The organism is Streptomyces sp. NBC_00670, from assembly GCF_036226765.1.
In the GTDB taxonomy this organism is placed as follows: domain Bacteria; phylum Actinomycetota; class Actinomycetes; order Streptomycetales; family Streptomycetaceae; genus Streptomyces.
This window is the reverse complement of sequence record NZ_CP109017.1, coordinates 3,679,421-3,695,399: the sequence shown is the minus strand read 5'-3', so window position 1 is coordinate 3,695,399 and position 15,979 is coordinate 3,679,421. Positions and strand designations below refer to the sequence as shown.

Sequence of the window (15,979 nt, the reverse complement as noted above, 5' to 3'; positions counted from 1 at the left end):
CCCACCTCATCGTCCCCGGCCCACCGGCCACGACATCGCTCAACGGTCCACTCTCTCACCCGTGGCGGACGGGCCGGCGTTCCCGGAAGCGGTGTCCGGTGCCGGTTCGCCCGGGTGCTCCGGGCCGCCGCCGGAGTCCTCCGGGGTCTCCGCGTCGTGCCGCGCGTCGCGTTCCGTGTGCGTGCTGTCGTCCGTGCTGCCTGTGGTGCCCTCAGTGTCTACGGCCCCGGAACCGTCGCCGTTCAGCTCGTCACCGGCGGACTCGTCACCGGCCGATTCCTCACCGGCCTCCTCCGCCTGCCGGGCGGCGGCCCGCTTGCGCTGGGTGTACATCCGGAACCCGGCGAGCACCAGGAGCAGCACACCGCCGGCGATGACCAGCAGCACCGTCGGCGTGAGCTCGTTGACCTTCACGTCGAAGGTGACCGCGGGACCGTACGCCTGGCCGTCCTCGGTGTAGAGCTGCGCGATCACCGCCGCCCGGCCGTTCGCCTTGGCCGAGGTGGTGAACTTCACCGACTGGCTGTGGCCGGCGGCGACCGTGACGCGCTGCTCCTCGAAGGCGCCGTCCCCGATCTGCATGCGGGTGGGGTTGGCCGAGGTCAGCCGCAGCACCAAATGGTCGACGCCCTGGAGCAGGCGGTTCTGCACGGTGACCGGGATGGTGGCGCTGCGCCCGGAGAGGCTGGCGTCGGACTTCTCGATCAGCCGGACCTGCTGGACCAGTACGTCGAGCGAGGAGGCCACTCCGTCGCGGAAACCCTCGGCCTGCGCGGCGTCGCCGCGCCAGGAGGTCGAGACGCCGCGGTCCAGGGCGCGCCCGAAGGGGGTCGCCACCCGCTCCGGGAAGGTGAGGATCGTCGTGAACTTGTCCAGCCTGCTCTGGGTGGTCTCCACGGCCTCGAACGCCGACTTCGGCAGCTCCTTCTTCCGCAGGGCGGAGGGATACGCGGAGGCGGCCGGGACACGGGTGGTGGCGTCCGGGTCGGCCTTGGCGCCGGCGGCCTCGGAGAGGTCCTGAGACTGGGACCAGGTGCCGTCCTGGAGCGCGGTCAGCGCCTGCGCCATCGTCGTCGCCTGGCTCGCCGTGGGCATGCGCTGGGGCGCGACGACGATGCTGCGCTGCTTGCCGGGGTCCTGGAGGCCGATCATCAGGCTCTGCGCCAGGAACTTCTGCACGGCCAGGGTGGATTTCCCGGCGTGCGACATGTCCCCCTGGAACGCCGTGGAGAGCGTGGCGTCCGTGACGACCGCCGTGGTGCCGCCCCCGATGGGGCGGGCCGCGGAGGGCGTGTAGGTGAGGCTGCCGCGCTCCCGGAAGGTGTCGCTGCGGGCGATCACCTTGTCGGCGCCCGCGGAGGTGGCGACCTTGACGATCGACGGGTCGAGTGCGCCCTCCACGGGCCAGGCGAAGTCGGTGTCGGGGGTGACGTGGAGGACGGTCTCCACGGTGCTGGCCGCCACGTCCGTGGCGTCCTTCAGGTGGCTGAGGGTGCCTGCCACGTTCTTGCCGTTGTGGGCGAGGGAAGCCAGGTCGGGGTCGGCGAAGGGGAGGGCGACGACCTCCTTGTCCTGCACCGCCCCCTCCAGCGCGGCCAGCCACCGCTTGGCCGCGTTCTGCCCGCGGCCGGTGGTGGGCGTGCCGTCGGCGCCCTCGACCTCATAGCCGCCGGCCATCGCGTCGACGCCGGCCAGCAGGTCGGGGTCGATCACCCAGGTGACGTCGAGATCCTTGCCGAGCGAGACCAACTGGTCGAGCCGGCCGCCCGGGGAGATCTCCTTGAGCAGCTCGTCGTCGCGGAAGACGGGCGTCTGCTGCTCGTTGGAGGCGGTCTCGGCGGTGAGGTGCACGGAGGAGATGAGCGGCCACAGGTACGTGGTCTTCGTCCTGGTGCCGGCCTCGTCCGGCTGCCACGGCAGGAACGTCCGCTCGAAGCCCAGCACCTGTTCCCAGGGCGCGGCCGCGGTCTGGCCCGAGAGCGAGACGCCGAGTTGGTAGACGCCGTCGGAGCCGAGGTGCAGCTTCGAGACCGGGAGGGAGAGCGTGAAGCGCTGGGCGACCCCGGGGGTCAGCTTGGCGAACTCCTCCTCGTAGGAGCCGGTGATCTCCGTGCCGTCCGTGCCCGGCTGGTAGCCGGTGGTCCGGGCTGCGGACTCGATCGCCGTACGGCTGCCCAGGGCGGCGCCCACGCGCAGCCCCACATGGGCGTCCGTGACGGCCTGCTTGCCGTTGTTGACGACGGTGCCGGAGACGGTGAGGGTGTCGCCGTCGGTGGGCACGGAGGGGGCGAGGGAGTCCAGCGAGACGTCCACCGTGCGCGAGCCGCTCGCCTGGACGGGGGCGGCCTTCTGGGCAGCCTGTGCGGTCCCCTGGGCGGGCAGCAGGCACGCACCGGCCAGCAGGGGCGCCCCGGTGACCAGCGCCAGGACGCGCCGCAGGCGGCGGCGGGCAGGTGAGGGAGGTGTCCCCGGGAAGTCTGCCGCCTCGGCCACGCGCTCGCCCGTCCCTCGTCATCGTCAGTGGTCGTCGGATTGTGCGTCCACGCATGGTAACGATGCTCGCGGAGAGGAAGTGCCGCGGACCGGTCGGCAAGATCGGGCGGGAGAGCCCCGCCGACCCGAATGAGGGGGTATGCGGGCGGCTCGCGCGAAGTGGGTGCTGTGCACGGTTCGGCCGGTCTGTGCGGGTTGTGCGGAGGAGCAGTGGAGAGGCCGGGACACGTACTCTTTGCTGTTGTGCCGAACGCCAACACAGACAGTCCCAGTGCCCTGAGCCAGGTGCAGCGCCGCGCGGTGAGCGAACTGCTGCGGGTCTCCCCTGCCGCCGACGATCTCGCCCGCCGATTCCAGGAGGCCGGGTTCTCCCTGGCACTGGTCGGCGGTTCGGTACGGGACGCCCTGCTCGGCCGGCTCGGCAACGATCTGGACTTCACGACCGACGCGCGCCCCGAGGACGTGCTCAGGATCGTGCGGCCCTGGGCGGACGCGGTGTGGGACGTCGGGATCGCCTTCGGCACGGTCGGGGTGCAGAAGGACGCCCGGGTCGGGGACACCGTGCAGCGCTTCCAGATCGAGGTCACCACCTACCGCTCGGAGGCGTACGACCGCACCTCGCGCAAGCCCGAGGTGTCCTACGGCGACTCCATCGAGGAGGACCTCGTCCGGCGTGACTTCACGGTCAACGCGATGGCGGTCGCCCTGCCCGAGAAGGAGTTCGTCGACCCGCACCACGGCCTCGACGACCTCGCCGCCCGGGTGCTGCGCACCCCCGGCACCCCCCAGGAGTCCTTCTCCGACGACCCGCTGCGCATGATGCGCGCCGCGCGCTTCGCCGCGCAGCTCGACTTCGAGGTGGCGCCGGAGGTCGTGGCGGCCATGACGGAGATGGCCGGCCGGATCGAGATCGTGTCGGCGGAGCGGGTCCGGGACGAGCTGAACAAGCTGCTCCTCTCCGCGCACCCGCGCAAGGGTCTGACCCTTCTCGTCGAGACCGGGCTCGCCCAGTACGTCCTGCCCGAGCTCCCGGCGCTGCGGCTGGAGCGGGACGAGCACCACCGGCACAAGGACGTCTACGACCACACGCTGATCGTGCTGGAGCAGGCGATGGCGCTGGAGCAGGACGGCCCCGATCTGACGCTGCGGCTCGCCGCCCTGCTGCACGACATCGGCAAGCCGCGGACGCGCCGGTTCGAGCAGGACGGCCGGGTCTCCTTCCACCACCACGAGGTGGTGGGCGCCAAGATGACCAAGAAGCGGATGACGGCGCTGAAGTACTCCAACGAGCTGGTGAAGGACGTCTCCCGGCTCGTCGAGCTCCACCTCCGCTTCCACGGCTACGGCACTGGCGAGTGGACGGACTCGGCGGTCCGGCGGTACGTCCGGGACGCGGGTCCGCTGCTGGAGCGGCTGCACAAGCTGACCCGCTCCGACTGCACCACCCGGAACAAGCGCAAGGCGACCGCCCTGTCGCGTGCGTACGACGGCCTGGAGGAGCGCATCGCGCAGCTCCAGGAGCAGGAGGAACTGGATTCCATCCGACCCGACCTCGACGGCAACCAGATCATGGGGATCCTCGGTGTCCGTCCCGGCCCGGTGGTCGGACAGGCCTACCAGCATCTGCTGGAACTGCGGCTCGAGAACGGCCCGATGGAGCACGACGAGGCGGTGGCCGCGCTCAAGGAGTGGTGGGGCGCCCAGGGCTGACGCGGGGCTGATGCGACGCTGACGGTGTGAGGGCGGGTCATGTTTCACGTGAAACATGACCCGCCCTCACTTGTGCCCGCGCGCGACGAGGGGCGATGTTTCACGTGAAACATCGCCCCTCGCGCTACCGGCCGACGTCGGTCGGCTCCCGCGTCAGCTGGTCTCCTTCAGGCACAGCACCACGTCGTGGCCGTTGCCGTACTGGATGTAGGAGATCGTCGCGTCCTTGACGTTGTCGCACTTGCTGCTGTCCGAGGAACCGCCGAACTTCTCGACCACCTTGTACTGCGCCTTGCCCGACGAGCAGTCGACCTCCTGCAGATCGGGGCTGGTCTGGGTGCCGTCGTTGTGCATGCAGTTGCCCACCGACGTGGTCTCGGCGTCGTCGCGGCCGAAGAGCCAGCCCAGACCCCAGCCGGCGCCGAACTTCAGGCCGATGACGAGCACGGCCACGACGATGCCGCCTATGACCTTGAGGGCCTTCTTGCTCTTCCGCGGGGCGGGCGGCGCCGGCGGAGCCGGGAAGGGGCCGCCCTGCTGCTGCGGGAACGGCGCGTAGGGGCCCTGCGGCGGAACGCCCGGCTGCCCGGGCTGCTGCGGAGGAACTCCCGGCTGTCCGGCCGGCTGCCCCGTGGGAGCGGTGGGCGTCTGAGCGTACGGATTCTGGCCCTGGGGCGGCGGCGGAACGGTCACTTGGGGGTCCCCCTTGGTGAAGATGGCATGCGTGAAGGTGCCGTGCGTGAAGGTGCCGTGCGCATGGCGCGAAATAAGACGTCCGTAAGTTATCCGGCCGCACTGACAACTACGAAGTCCGGAAAGGGACTGTGGCTTTGATGTGACACTTACTGGTGCGCGAAGCGGGCCATAGCGGCAGCAACCGCCCCGTAGACCAGTGCCACCAGCACCACCAGAGCGGCCGAGCGACCGTCGGCGGGCAGCATCACGGCGGCCAGCGCGGCCGCGCCGACGAACGCGGCGTTGAACAGGACGTCGTAGACCGAGAAGATCCGGCCGCGGAAGCGGTCGTCGACCGAGGACTGCACGATCGTGTCTGTCGCGATCTTCGCCCCCTGGGTGGTCAGCCCCAGCACGAATGCCGCCACCAGCATCGGACCGGTGGCGAACGGCAGGCCGAGCGCGGGCTCCAGGACCGCCGCCCCGGCCGCGCAGACCACGATCCAGCGGCCGGGCCCGAGCCGCCCGGCCGTCCAGGGCGTGAGCACGGCCGCCACGAAGAACCCCGCGCCGGACGCCCCCACGGCCAGTCCCAGCAGGGCCAGCCCCTCGTCGGTGCCGCCGGCGAGGGCGTACCGGCAGAGCATCAGCACCATGACGGTCAGCGCGCCGTAGCAGAACCGCATGAGCGTCATCGCGGTCAGCGCCCGGGCGGCGGGCCGGCGCCGGGGCTCGGCGAGGTGACGTACGCCTTCGGTGAGCCCCCGCGCGGTGCCGCCGAGCGCCTCGCGGAGCCGGGGCCGCACCGCCGCGCCGTCGGGACCGAGGAGGGCCGGCGCGATCCGCAGGGAGACCAGGGCGGCGCTCAGGTACAGGGCGGCGCCCAGCAGCACCACGGCGACATCGGAGTCGGCGACCGCGAGGCGCAGTACGAAGGCGAGCCCGCCGCCCGCGGTCGCGGCGAGCGTTCCGGCGGTCGGGGAGAGCGAGTTGGCCAGCACCAGGCGCTCGGCGTCGACGACACGGGGCAGGGCGGCGGACAGGCCCGCGAGGACGAAGCGGTTGACCGCGGTGACGCACAGCGCGGAGACGTAGAAGAGCCAGTCGGGCACCCGGCTCACCATCAGCACCGCCGTCGCGCACGCCAGCAGGGCGCGCAGCAGATTGCCGTGGAGGAAGACCTGGCGGCGTCGCCAGCGGTCGAGCAGGACGCCGGCGAAGGGGCCGACGAGGGAGTACGGCAGCAGGAGCACGGCCATCGCGGAGGCGATCGAGGCGGCCGAGGTCTGCTTCTCCGGGGAGAAGACGACGTAGGTGGCGAGCGCGACCTGGTAGACACCGTCGGCGCCCTGGGAGAGCAGCCGCACCGCGAGCAGGCGCCGGAAGCCCCCGAAACGCAGCAGGACGCGCAGGTCAGGGAGGACGGCCATGGGGGACACCCTCACATACGGGGAAGGGTCCCCGGGACGGTGCCCCGGGGACCCTCGGTGACGCGCAAGGCGGTGGGCCTTCCGACGCGGAAGGCGGTGGGCCTTTAGCGCTCGACCTCGCCCTTGATGAACTTCTCCACGTTCTCCCGGGCCTGGTCGTCGAAGTACTGGACCGGCGGGGACTTCATGAAGTACGAGGACGCCGAGAGGATGGGGCCACCGATGCCCCGGTCCTTGGCGATCTTCGCGGCGCGCAGGGCGTCGATGATGACGCCCGCGGAGTTCGGGGAGTCCCACACCTCGAGCTTGTACTCCAGGTTCAGCGGAACGTCACCGAAGGCGCGGCCCTCGAGGCGGACGTAGGCCCACTTGCGGTCGTCGAGCCACTGCACGTAGTCCGAGGGGCCGATGTGGACGTTCTTCGCGCCCAGGTCCCGGTCCGGGATCTGGGAGGTGACGGCCTGCGTCTTGGAGATCTTCTTCGACTCCAGGCGCTCGCGCTCGAGCATGTTCTTGAAGTCCATGTTGCCGCCGACGTTCAGCTGCATCGTGCGGTCCAGGACGACGCCCCGGTCCTCGAACAGCTTCGCCATGACGCGGTGCGTGATGGTGGCGCCGACCTGCGACTTGATGTCGTCACCGACGATCGGGACGCCCGCCTCGGTGAACTTGTCCGCCCACTCCTTGGTGCCGGCGATGAAGACCGGCAGCGCGTTGACGAAGGCGACACGCGCGTCGATGGCGCACTGGGCGTAGAACTTCGCCGCGTCCTCGGAGCCCACGGGCAGGTAGCAGACCAGGACGTCGACCTGCTTGTCCTTGAGAATCTGGACGACGTCGACCGGGGCCTCGGCGGACTCCTCGATGGTCTCGCGGTAGTACTTGCCCAGGCCGTCGAGGGTGTGCCCGCGCTGCACCGTCACACCGGAGTTGGGGACGTCGCAGATCTTGATGGTGTTGTTCTCCGAGGCGCCGATGGCGTCCGCCAGGTCGAGGCCGACCTTCTTGGCGTCCACGTCGAACGCGGCGACGAACTCGATGTCGCGGACGTGGTAGTCGCCGAACTGGACGTGCATCAGCCCAGGCACCTTGGACGCCGCGTCGGCGTCCTTGTAGTACTCGACGCCCTGCACCAGCGATGCGGCGCAGTTGCCCACGCCGACGATGGCTACGCGAACCGAACCCATTCCGGTTGCTCCCTGTGTGTATTCGGTGAGACCCCGACCGGGCCTCACATGGCGGTGTCGTCGGGCGTATCCGGCGCGGTGCTGTCACCGCGCCGGGGCAGGCCGCCCGGCGAGCCGGATCCTGTGTTCTGCTGAGCGGGGCCCGAGGAGGCGGAATCCTTCAGGTCCCGCCCTGCCCGCTCGCTCTCGATGAGCTCGTTCAGCCAGCGCACTTCGCGCTCCACGGACTCCATCCCGTGGCGCTGGAGCTCGAGGGTGTAGTCGTCGAGGCGCTCCCGGGTGCGTGCCAGGGAGGCGCGCATCTTCTCCAGGCGTTCCTCCAGCCGGCTGCGGCGGCCCTCCAGGACGCGCATGCGCACGTCCCGCGAGGTCTGGCCGAAGAAGGCGAAGCGCGCGGCGAAGTGCTCGTCCTCGTAGGCGTCGGGCCCCGTCTGGGAGAGCAGCTCCTCGAAGTGCTCCTTGCCGTCCGCCGTCAACCGGTAAACGATCTTCGCGCGCCGTCCCGTGAGCGGGGCGGCGGGCGTGCCGTCGGCCGCGACCCCCGGCTCCTCGATCAACCAGCCGCTCGCGACCAGCGTCTTGAGGCAGGGATACAGCGTTCCGTAGCTGAACGCGCGGAACACACCCAGTGACGTATTGAGCCGTTTGCGCAGCTCGTAGCCGTGCATCGGAGACTCGCGGAGCAGGCCGAGTACGGCGAACTCGAGGATCCCGGCACGCCGGCTCATCGTCGCCTCCTCCCTCTCGCGGCCGTCTCGGCACGTCTTTATCTCGCGCTGATGTATCGACTCGATACATCACGACGATAGAACGCCCCTGCGGCGGGGACAAGAGGGGACACGGTGAACGGGGTCACATCACCGATTCGTAGGAGGCAACCTGCCTGGTTTGGGGTGAACTTCGAACCTCGGCGGGTTTTGACGGTGCGTAGTCTGTGCGCCATGCAGAACACCGGGAACCGAGTGACGGACGGCAACGTCCTCGTCCTCGGTGCAGTACGGGTGAATGCGTGAGCGACCGTATCCGTACTCCGGGGGGACCGGAAACCAGCCGCCGTTTCCAGGCGCGCACGGGTGCGCCTGCCCGAGGAGTAATCGTTCGATGAGCGAGCACCGTCGCAAACCGCCGCAGCCGCAGGGAGGCGGACGTGCCGCGGCCCGACGCGGCCAGTCGGCGCCCTCCGGCCGCCGCGCGGCACCGCGAGGCGCCACCGGATCTCCGGCCGACTCCCCCGAGTGGGGAGGTGGTGAACAGGTGTACGGCGGCCGTGCCGAGGCGCGGCGGGCCGCACAGAGAAGCGGCGGAGGCCGCCGCAGAGCGGCCGACGGCGCGGGACACGGCCACGGAGGCGGAGGCGGCGGTGGCCGCCGGGGCCCGGGCGGCCCGAACGGCCCCGGACGCGGCCGGGGCCGCGGCCCGGACCCCAGCAGGAGGCGCTTCCTCGACTACCCGCGGGCCGGCAAGGACGGCTGGCACCGCTGGGTGCCCTCCTGGAAGCTGGTGACCGGCTGCTTCATCGGTTTCGTCGGCAGCCTGGTGGCCGTGGCCGGCATCGGTTACGCCATGGTGAGCGTGCCGGACATCGCCAAGACGGCGACGGCGCAGAACAACGTCTACTACTGGTCCGACGGCACCCAGATGGTCGCCACCGGTGGTGAGACCAACCGCCAGATCGTCAACTTCTCGCAGATCCCCAAGGAGATGCGCTGGGCGGTGATCTCGCAGGAGAACAAGACCTTCTACGACGACAACGGCATCGACCCCAAGGGCATCGGCCGCGCGCTGTTCAACATGGCCAGGGGCGGCGAGACCCAGGGCGGCTCGACCATCACCCAGCAGTACGTGAAGAACGCGCTGCTGGACGACCGGTCGCAGACGATCTCCCGCAAGTTCAAGGAGATCTTCATCTCGATCAAGGTCGGCGCCAACGTCGACAAGGACAAGATCCTCGCCGACTATCTGAACTCCGCCTACTACGGCCGGGGTGCCTACGGCATCCAGGCGGCCGCGCGGGCGTACTTCGACAAGGACGCCAAGGACCTGAATCCGGGCGAGTGCGCCTTCCTCTCCGCGATGCTCAAGGGCGCCACCTACTACGACCCGGCCGGCGCGACCTCCATCGACCCGGCGGCCACTGCCAAGGCCAACACCAAGCGGGCCCTGGGCCAGATGCAGGACACGCTCAACAAGATGGTCGAGTACGACCATCTGAGCCAGGCCGACCGGGCGAAGTACACCAAGCTCCCGAAGGTGAAGAACCCCAGGTCGAACACCGCGCTGAGCGGTCAGATCGGTTACCTCGTCGACCTGGCCAAGGGGTACGTGGTCAACAACACCGACATCACCGGCGACCAGCTCCAGCAGGGCGGCTACTCGATCCACACCACCTTCGACAAGAAGAAGGTCAACGAGCTCGAGGCCGCGGTGAAGAAGGTCCAGAAGGCCAAGATCAAGCCCAAGCAGCGTCCCGACACCGATACGCACGTCCAGTTCGGCGGTGCCTCCGTCGACCCGGCCACGGGCGCGATCAAGGCCATCTACGGCGGTGAGAACGCGACCAAGCACTTCACCAACAACGCCGACGTCACCGGCGCCCAGGTGGGTTCGACGTTCAAGCCGTTCGTGCTGGCCGCCGCGATGAAGTGGGGCGTGCGCGACCCCGACGGCGACCCGGAGCAGGCGCAGGACGAACGCACCGTGGTGTCGCCCAAGAGCCTCTACAGCGGCAAGAACAAGTTCAAGATCCTCGAGTACAACGGAGATGTCTGGAAGGACAAAGAGGGCAAGGAGTGGTTGCAGACGAACGATGGCGGTGAGTCGGTGGGCAGTCCTCCGAACTACAAGATCGACCTCCGCGAGGCGATGCGGCTGTCCGTCAACTCCGCCTATGTGCAGCTCGGTATGGACGTGGGGCTGAACAAGGTCGAGGAGTCGGCACTGGACGCCGGCGTGCTGAAGAGCAGCCTGGCCAGCTCCAACTTCCCCTCCTTCTCCATCGGTACCTCCGACCCCAGCGCCATCCGCATGGCCGGCGCCTACGCCACCTTCGCGGACAGCGGGAAGCAGCGGGAGCCCTACTCGGTCGACAAGGTCGAGAGCAAGGACGGCACCGTCTACGACCACAAGAAGGAGGCCAAGAGCACGCAGGCCTTCGAGCCCAACGTGGCCAACAACGTCACCGACGTACTGAAGACCGTGGTCGAGAAGGGCACCGGTACCTCGGCGAAGCTCTCCGGCCGTGAGGTCGCGGGCAAGACCGGTACCACGGACGGCAACAAGTCCGCATGGTTCGTCGGCTACACACCGCAGCTCTCCACCGCGATCTCGATGTACCGGCTGGACGACGACGAGAACAACAAGAACCGCGAGTTCCTGGAGATGTACGGAACGGGTGGCGAGGAGAAGATCCACGGCGCCTCGTTCCCGGCCGAGATCTGGCACGACTACATGGAGCAGGCGCTGAAGGGCGTCCCCGCCAAGTCCTTCCCTGAGGCGCAGCCCATCGGCAAGGTCGTCAACGCGGAGCCGTCGTCGAGCCCGACGCCCAGCGTCACCAAGAGCCCGGAGAGCAGCCCGTCATCGAGTCCGTCGCCGACGAAGAGCAGCACGCCGCCCTCCCCGAGTTCCTCGCAGAGCTGCAACTTCTGGCAGGGCTGCACGGACGCCGGCAACGACAACGGGGGCAATGACAACGGCGGCAACGACAACGGCGGCGCGGGCGGTTCCAGCCCGTCGGCGACGGAGAGCGAGGAGACCGGGAACACCCGGGGCAACGGCAACAGCGGAAGCAACGACAACGGAGGAAGCGGGCTCTTCGGAGGCCGTAACTGAGGCCCCCGGAGCCGCCCTGACGGCTCTGGGAGGAGCCGGCTCCTCCGACGTCGTGTGACGGTGTCCGAAGCCACCGATTCGCGCCCCTTCGTATGTTTCACGTGAAACATACGAAGGGGCGCCGTCATGACGGGATCCGTCGCCTCCCGGCGCGTTCCCAGGCGCGTACGGCAGGATGTGCGGCATGCCCAGCGGAGAGACGACGCGAGCCGTCGAGTACGAGCCGGACGTGGTGCGGCCGACCAAGGAGGACGAGGTCGCCGCCCTCGGCAGCGAGCTGTTCGGCGGCCCCCTCGGGCGGCGCGCCCTGCTCGGGACGTCCTGGTGGACGCCCGTGCGGGTCGTGGCGCTCGTGGCCATCGGCATGTTCGCCCTCGGCATGGTGCAGAAGCTGCCCTGCTACGACAGCGGGTGGTTCTTCGGCGCCAGCTCCCAGTACACGCACGCGTGCTATTCGGACATCCCGCACCTGTACCAGGGGCGCGGCTTTGCCGACGGACTCGTGCCGTACTTCGACAAGCTCCCCGGCGACATGGACTACCTCGAGTACCCGGTGCTCACCGGCCTCTTCATGGAGGTCGCGGCCTGGATGACACCCGGCGGCGGGAGCATCCAGGACCAGGAGCAGATCTACTGGTTCGTCAACGCCGGCATGCTGATGGTGTGCGCCGCGGTCATCGCGGTGTGCACCGTGCGGACCCACCGTCGCCGTCCCTGGGACGGGCTCCTGGTGGCCCTCGCACCGGCCTTCGCCCTGACCGCGACCATCAACTGGGACCTGCTCGCCGTGGCGCTCCTCGCCGCCGCGATGCTCATGTGGTCGCGCGGCCGCTCCCTCGCGTTCGGTGTGCTGCTGGGGCTGGCCACGGCCGCCAAGTTCTACCCGTTCCTGATCCTCGGACCGCTGCTGATCCTGTGCTGGCGGGCGGGCAGGTGGCGGGCGTACGGGACGGCGCTGTTCGGTGCCGTCGCGGCCTGGCTGGTGGTCAATGTGCCGGTGCTGCTGCTGGCGCCGGACGGATGGTCGAAGTTCTACCGCTTCAGCCACGACCGGGGCGTCGACTTCGGCTCGATCTTCCTGATCGTCTCCCAGCGGTGGAACACCGCCATCAGCCCCGACACGGCCAACAACTGGGCCATGATCCTGATGGTGCTGATCTGCGCCGGCCTGGTCGCGCTCACGCTGACCGCCCCGCGCCGGCCGCGCTTCGCCCAGCTGGCCTTCCTGATCATCGCGGCGTTCATCCTCACCAACAAGGTCTACTCACCGCAGTACGTGCTCTGGCTGGTCCCCCTCGCCGCGCTGGCCCGGCCGCGCTGGCGGGACTTCCTGATCTGGCAGGCCTGCGAGGTCGCCTACTTCCTGGGCATCTGGATGTACCTCGCGTACACGACGAGCGGGGACGCCCACAAGGGGCTGCCGACCGAGGGCTACCAGCTCGCCGTCGCCGTCCACTTGCTGGGCACGCTGTACCTGTGCGCGGTGGTCGTCCGCGACATCCTGCTGCCGGAGCGCGACGTCGTACGGCGGGCCGGGGACGACGACCCGTCCGGCGGCGTCCTCGACGGGGCTCCGGACGTCTTCGTCCTCGGCGCCGCGGCCCGGCCGCCGCACCACGAGCCGGCCCACTTCGAGGGGCCGGCGGTGGAGTGGGGCGCCGACGGGGTGTCCCCGGCGGGAGAGAGTTCGCCCTGAGCGAACAGCGGGCTCGCGGTGGGCCTCGGAGGCTGGCCGCGTGCGGCTCCGAGAGCCCCAGGACATGGGTGAGGCCGTACACGGGGTCCGTGTACGGCCTCACGCGCGTCCGTGGACAGGCGCCGACAGTCCGCTGGAGGGGCTGGGGCGTCAGCGGTCCACGATCCGGTCGAACTGCGTCGTGGTGTGCCGCAGATGGGCCACCAGCTCGTCACCGACCTTCGGCTCCGTGGTGTCCGAGGGGACGAAGAGGATCGAGACCTGCATGTGCGGCGGCTCGGCGAACCAGCGCTGCTTGCCCGCCCACACGAACGGCGCGAGGTTCCGGTTGACCGTCGCCAGACCGGCCCGTGCGACGCCCTTGGCCCGCGGCATGACGCCGTGCAGCGCCTTGGGCGCCTCCAGCCCCACTCCGTGCGAGGTACCGCCCGCCACGACGACGAGATAGCCGTCGGTGGCCGCCTTCTGCTGCCGGTAGCCGAAGCGCTCGCCCTTGGCCACCCGCGTCACGTCCAGGACGGCGCCCCGGTACTCCGTGGCCTCGTGGTCCCCCAGCCACAGCCGGGTGCCGATCCGGGCCCGGAACCTGGTCTGCGGGAACTGCTGCTGGAGCCGCGCCAGCTCGTCCGCCTTGAGGTGGCTGACGAACATCGTGTGCAGCGGCAGCCGGGCCGCACGCAACCGGTCCATCCAGCCGATGACCTCCTCGACGGCGTCCGAGCCGTCGGTGCGGTCCAGCGGCAGGTGGATGGCGAAGCCCTCGAGGCGCACGTTCTCTATGGCGGAGTGCAGCTGCGGCAGGTCCTGCTCGCTCACCCCGTGCCGCTTCATGGAAGACATCACCTCGATGACCACCCGGGCGCCGACCAGCCCGTAGACCCCGTCGATCGAGGAGACCGAGCGGATCACCCGGTCGGGCAGCGGCACGGGCTCCTCGCCCCTGCGGAAGGGCGTCAGCACCAGCAGATCGCCGCCGAACCAGTCCTTGATGCGGGCGGCCTCGTACGTCGTGCCCACGGCGAGGATGTCCGAGCCCATGCGGGTGGCCTCTTCGGCCAGACGTTCGTGCCCGAAGCCGTACCCGTTGCCCTTGCAGACGGGGACGATCCCCGGGAACTGGTCCTGCACGTGTTTCTGGTGTGCCCGCCAGCGCGCGGTGTCGACGTAGAGCGTGAGCGCCATGGCCGGTCCCGGAACCTTTCTCGTGGCTGAGATGGCTGTGAAGTCAGGGGTGCGAGGGGCTCCGAAGAAACCCGAGAGTGCGATTGTGGCGGACCCGCCGGGCGGCGGGGAGGGCGCCGGGAGAAGTCAGCGGCGCGACATGTAGATGTCGAGCGCCTTGTGAAGCAGCTTGTTGAGCGGGAAGTCCCACTCGCCGAGGTACTCCGCCGCCTGCCCGCCCGTGCCCACCTTGAACTGGATCAGGCCGAACAGGTGGTCGGTCTCGTCCAGCGAGTCGGAGATGCCGCGCAGGTCGTAGACGGTCGCGCCGAGCGCGTAGGCGTCCCGCAGCATCCGCCACTGCATCGCGTTGGACGGCCGGAACTCGCGGCCGATGTTGTCCGAGGCGCCGTAGGAGTACCAGACGTGGCCGCCCACGATGAGCATCGTCGCCGCGGAGAGGTTCACCCCGTTGTGCCGGGCGAAGTACAGCCGCATGCGGTTGGGGTCCTCGGTGTTGAGGGCCGACCACATGCGCTGGAAGTACGACAGCGGACGCGGCCTGAAGTGGTCGCGCACGGCCGTGATCTCGTACAGCCGCTGCCACTCCTCCAGGTCGTGGTAGCCGCCCTGGACCACCTCGACGCCCGCCTTCTCGGCCTTCTTGATGTTGCGGCGCCAGAGCTGGTTGAAGTTCTTGTGCACCTCTTCCAGCGACCGGTTGGCCAGCGGCACCTGGTACACGTAGCGGGGCTGCACGTCGCCGAAGCCGGCCCCGCCGTCCTCGCCCTGCTGCCAGCCCATGCGGCGCAGCTTGTCGGCCACCTCGAAGGCACGCGGCTCGATGTGGTCCGCCTCGATGTCGCGCAGCCGCTTGACGTCAGGGTTCTGGATGCCCTGCTTGATGGAGGCGGCCTCCCAGCGCCGGATGATCACCGGCGGGCCCATCTTCACGGAGAAGGCGCCCTGCTGCTTGAGGTGGGCCAGCATCGGCTGGATCCAGTCGTCCAGGTTCGGCGCGTACCAGTTGATGACCGGGCCCTCGGGCAGGTACGCCAGATACCGCTTGATCTTGGGGAGCTGGCGGTACAGCACCAGCCCGACACCGACGAGCTGACCGGTCTTGTCGAACCAGCCGAGGTTCTCCGAGCGCCACTCCGCCTTGACGTCGGCCCAGGCCGGAACCTGCATGTGGCTCGCCGACGGCAGGCTCTGCATGTACGCCAGATGCTGCTCGCGGCTGATCGTCCTCAGGGTCAGGCTCATGTCGGGGCGCTCCTCGGGCTGGTGTGTCCCCATGGGGTCAGGGGCTCCGGCTCTCGCGCCGAAGCCTACTGCGCCCCGCGAGCGCCCCGTCTGGGACTGGGCCGTACGGCTCTGCGGAAGGGGGGCGCCCGCCGTCGGCGGGGCGGTGCACCCGTCCCTTCTCGCACGGTCCCGCGGGTCCGCTCAGCCGCCCACGAAGCCGTTGAACTCGCCGGCGAAGCCGCCGTGGGCCATGCCGAAGTACAGGCCGATCGCGGCGGCGCCGAGGCCGAGGACCAGGCCGAAGCGTTCCCGGGTCGTCTCCGAGATGAACTGGCCGTAGCCGCCCGTCAGCACGCCGATGAGACCCGTCCACGCGGTCAGCATGTGCAGCGTGGGGAAACCGGCGGTGACGAGGGAGATCAGCCCGAGCACGGCCGTCACGGCCAGCAGCGCGTCCTGCAGCGGATGCCGTTTGCCGTCGGTGGCCAGCAGCCCGTTGCGGGGCCTGGCGGGTCGCATGATCTGTGCCATGGGATACCTCCTGCCGA

At 69.8% G+C, this 15,979-nt stretch carries 11 protein-coding genes; 3 read left to right on the top strand and 8 right to left on the bottom strand.

What is annotated here, in order from left to right:
• Positions 1 to 39: 39 nt before the first annotated feature.
• Positions 40 to 2,493 (bottom strand): DUF6049 family protein, encoded by a 2,454-nt coding sequence (locus OIE12_RS16470; protein ID WP_329136046.1) that lies wholly within the window; start codon positions 2,491 to 2,493, stop codon positions 40 to 42.
• A 243-nt stretch (positions 2,494 to 2,736) separates the two neighbouring features.
• Here OIE12_RS16470 and OIE12_RS16465 point away from each other — a divergent pair, with 243 nt between their 5' ends.
• Positions 2,737 to 4,203 (top strand): CCA tRNA nucleotidyltransferase, encoded by a 1,467-nt coding sequence (locus OIE12_RS16465; RefSeq protein ID WP_329136044.1) that lies wholly within the window; start codon positions 2,737 to 2,739, stop codon positions 4,201 to 4,203.
• Positions 4,204 to 4,356: 153 nt separating this feature from the next.
• Here OIE12_RS16465 and OIE12_RS16460 read toward each other — a convergent pair whose 3' ends face one another.
• From OIE12_RS16460 to OIE12_RS16445, 4 genes are all read right to left on the bottom strand, one after another.
• Positions 4,357 to 4,896 carry an LppU/SCO3897 family protein gene (locus tag OIE12_RS16460; protein ID WP_329136042.1) on the bottom strand — a complete coding sequence of 180 codons (540 nt, stop codon included), beginning with the start codon at positions 4,894 to 4,896 and terminating at the stop codon, positions 4,357 to 4,359.
• 149 nt (positions 4,897 to 5,045) lie between these two features.
• The gene (locus OIE12_RS16455) at positions 5,046 to 6,308 is read right to left on the bottom strand and encodes an MFS transporter (protein WP_329136040.1); all 1,263 of its coding nucleotides are present in this window, start codon (positions 6,306 to 6,308) and stop codon (positions 5,046 to 5,048) included.
• A gap of 104 nt (positions 6,309 to 6,412) precedes the next feature.
• Positions 6,413 to 7,495 (bottom strand): inositol-3-phosphate synthase, encoded by a 1,083-nt coding sequence (locus OIE12_RS16450; RefSeq protein WP_329136038.1) that lies wholly within the window; start codon positions 7,493 to 7,495, stop codon positions 6,413 to 6,415.
• A 44-nt stretch (positions 7,496 to 7,539) separates the two neighbouring features.
• A complete protein-coding gene (locus OIE12_RS16445) occupies positions 7,540 to 8,223 on the bottom strand; it encodes a PadR family transcriptional regulator (RefSeq protein WP_329136036.1) in 684 nt (227 codons plus the stop codon).
• 373 nt (positions 8,224 to 8,596) lie between these two features.
• Between OIE12_RS16445 and OIE12_RS16440 the strand changes: the two genes are divergently transcribed.
• Together OIE12_RS16440 and OIE12_RS16435 are read left to right on the top strand one after the other, a co-directional pair.
• Positions 8,597 to 11,326: a transglycosylase domain-containing protein gene (locus OIE12_RS16440; RefSeq protein WP_329136034.1), complete on the top strand. Its 2,730-nt coding sequence runs from the start codon at positions 8,597 to 8,599 to the stop codon at positions 11,324 to 11,326.
• A 175-nt stretch (positions 11,327 to 11,501) separates the two neighbouring features.
• Positions 11,502 to 13,022 (top strand): glycosyltransferase family 87 protein, encoded by a 1,521-nt coding sequence (locus OIE12_RS16435; protein ID WP_329136032.1) that lies wholly within the window; start codon positions 11,502 to 11,504, stop codon positions 13,020 to 13,022.
• A gap of 150 nt (positions 13,023 to 13,172) precedes the next feature.
• Here the strand turns inward: OIE12_RS16435 and OIE12_RS16430 are convergent, their stop codons facing one another.
• The 3 genes from OIE12_RS16430 to OIE12_RS16420 form a co-directional block, all read right to left on the bottom strand.
• On the bottom strand, positions 13,173 to 14,204 hold the full coding sequence (locus tag OIE12_RS16430) for an alanine racemase (RefSeq protein ID WP_030376954.1): 1,032 nt from the start codon (positions 14,202 to 14,204) through the stop codon (positions 13,173 to 13,175).
• A 126-nt stretch (positions 14,205 to 14,330) separates the two neighbouring features.
• Complete coding sequence (femX, locus tag OIE12_RS16425; RefSeq protein WP_329136029.1) at positions 14,331 to 15,449, bottom strand: peptidoglycan bridge formation glycyltransferase FemX; 1,119 nt, start codon at positions 15,447 to 15,449, stop codon at positions 14,331 to 14,333.
• 183 nt (positions 15,450 to 15,632) lie between these two features.
• A complete protein-coding gene (locus tag OIE12_RS16420) occupies positions 15,633 to 15,962 on the bottom strand; it encodes a hypothetical protein (RefSeq protein ID WP_329136027.1) in 330 nt (109 codons plus the stop codon).
• Positions 15,963 to 15,979 lie beyond the last annotated feature (17 nt).

Excerpts from the sequence above, each read along its gene's own strand:
- OIE12_RS16455 (WP_329136040.1), bottom strand. The coding sequence starts at position 6,308 with ATGGCCGTCCTCCCTGACCTGCGCGTCCTGCTGCGTTTCGGGGGCTTC.
- OIE12_RS16450 (WP_329136038.1), bottom strand. The coding sequence starts at position 7,495 with ATGGGTTCGGTTCGCGTAGCCATCGTCGGCGTGGGCAACTGCGCCGCA.
- OIE12_RS16445 (WP_329136036.1), bottom strand. The coding sequence starts at position 8,223 with ATGAGCCGGCGTGCCGGGATCCTCGAGTTCGCCGTACTCGGCCTGCTC.
- OIE12_RS16440 (WP_329136034.1), top strand. The coding sequence starts at position 8,597 with ATGAGCGAGCACCGTCGCAAACCGCCGCAGCCGCAGGGAGGCGGACGT.
- OIE12_RS16435 (WP_329136032.1), top strand. The coding sequence starts at position 11,502 with ATGTGCGGCATGCCCAGCGGAGAGACGACGCGAGCCGTCGAGTACGAG.
- OIE12_RS16430 (WP_030376954.1), bottom strand. The coding sequence starts at position 14,204 with ATGGCGCTCACGCTCTACGTCGACACCGCGCGCTGGCGGGCACACCAG.
- femX (WP_329136029.1), bottom strand. The coding sequence starts at position 15,449 with ATGAGCCTGACCCTGAGGACGATCAGCCGCGAGCAGCATCTGGCGTAC.
- OIE12_RS16420 (WP_329136027.1), bottom strand. The coding sequence starts at position 15,962 with ATGGCACAGATCATGCGACCCGCCAGGCCCCGCAACGGGCTGCTGGCC.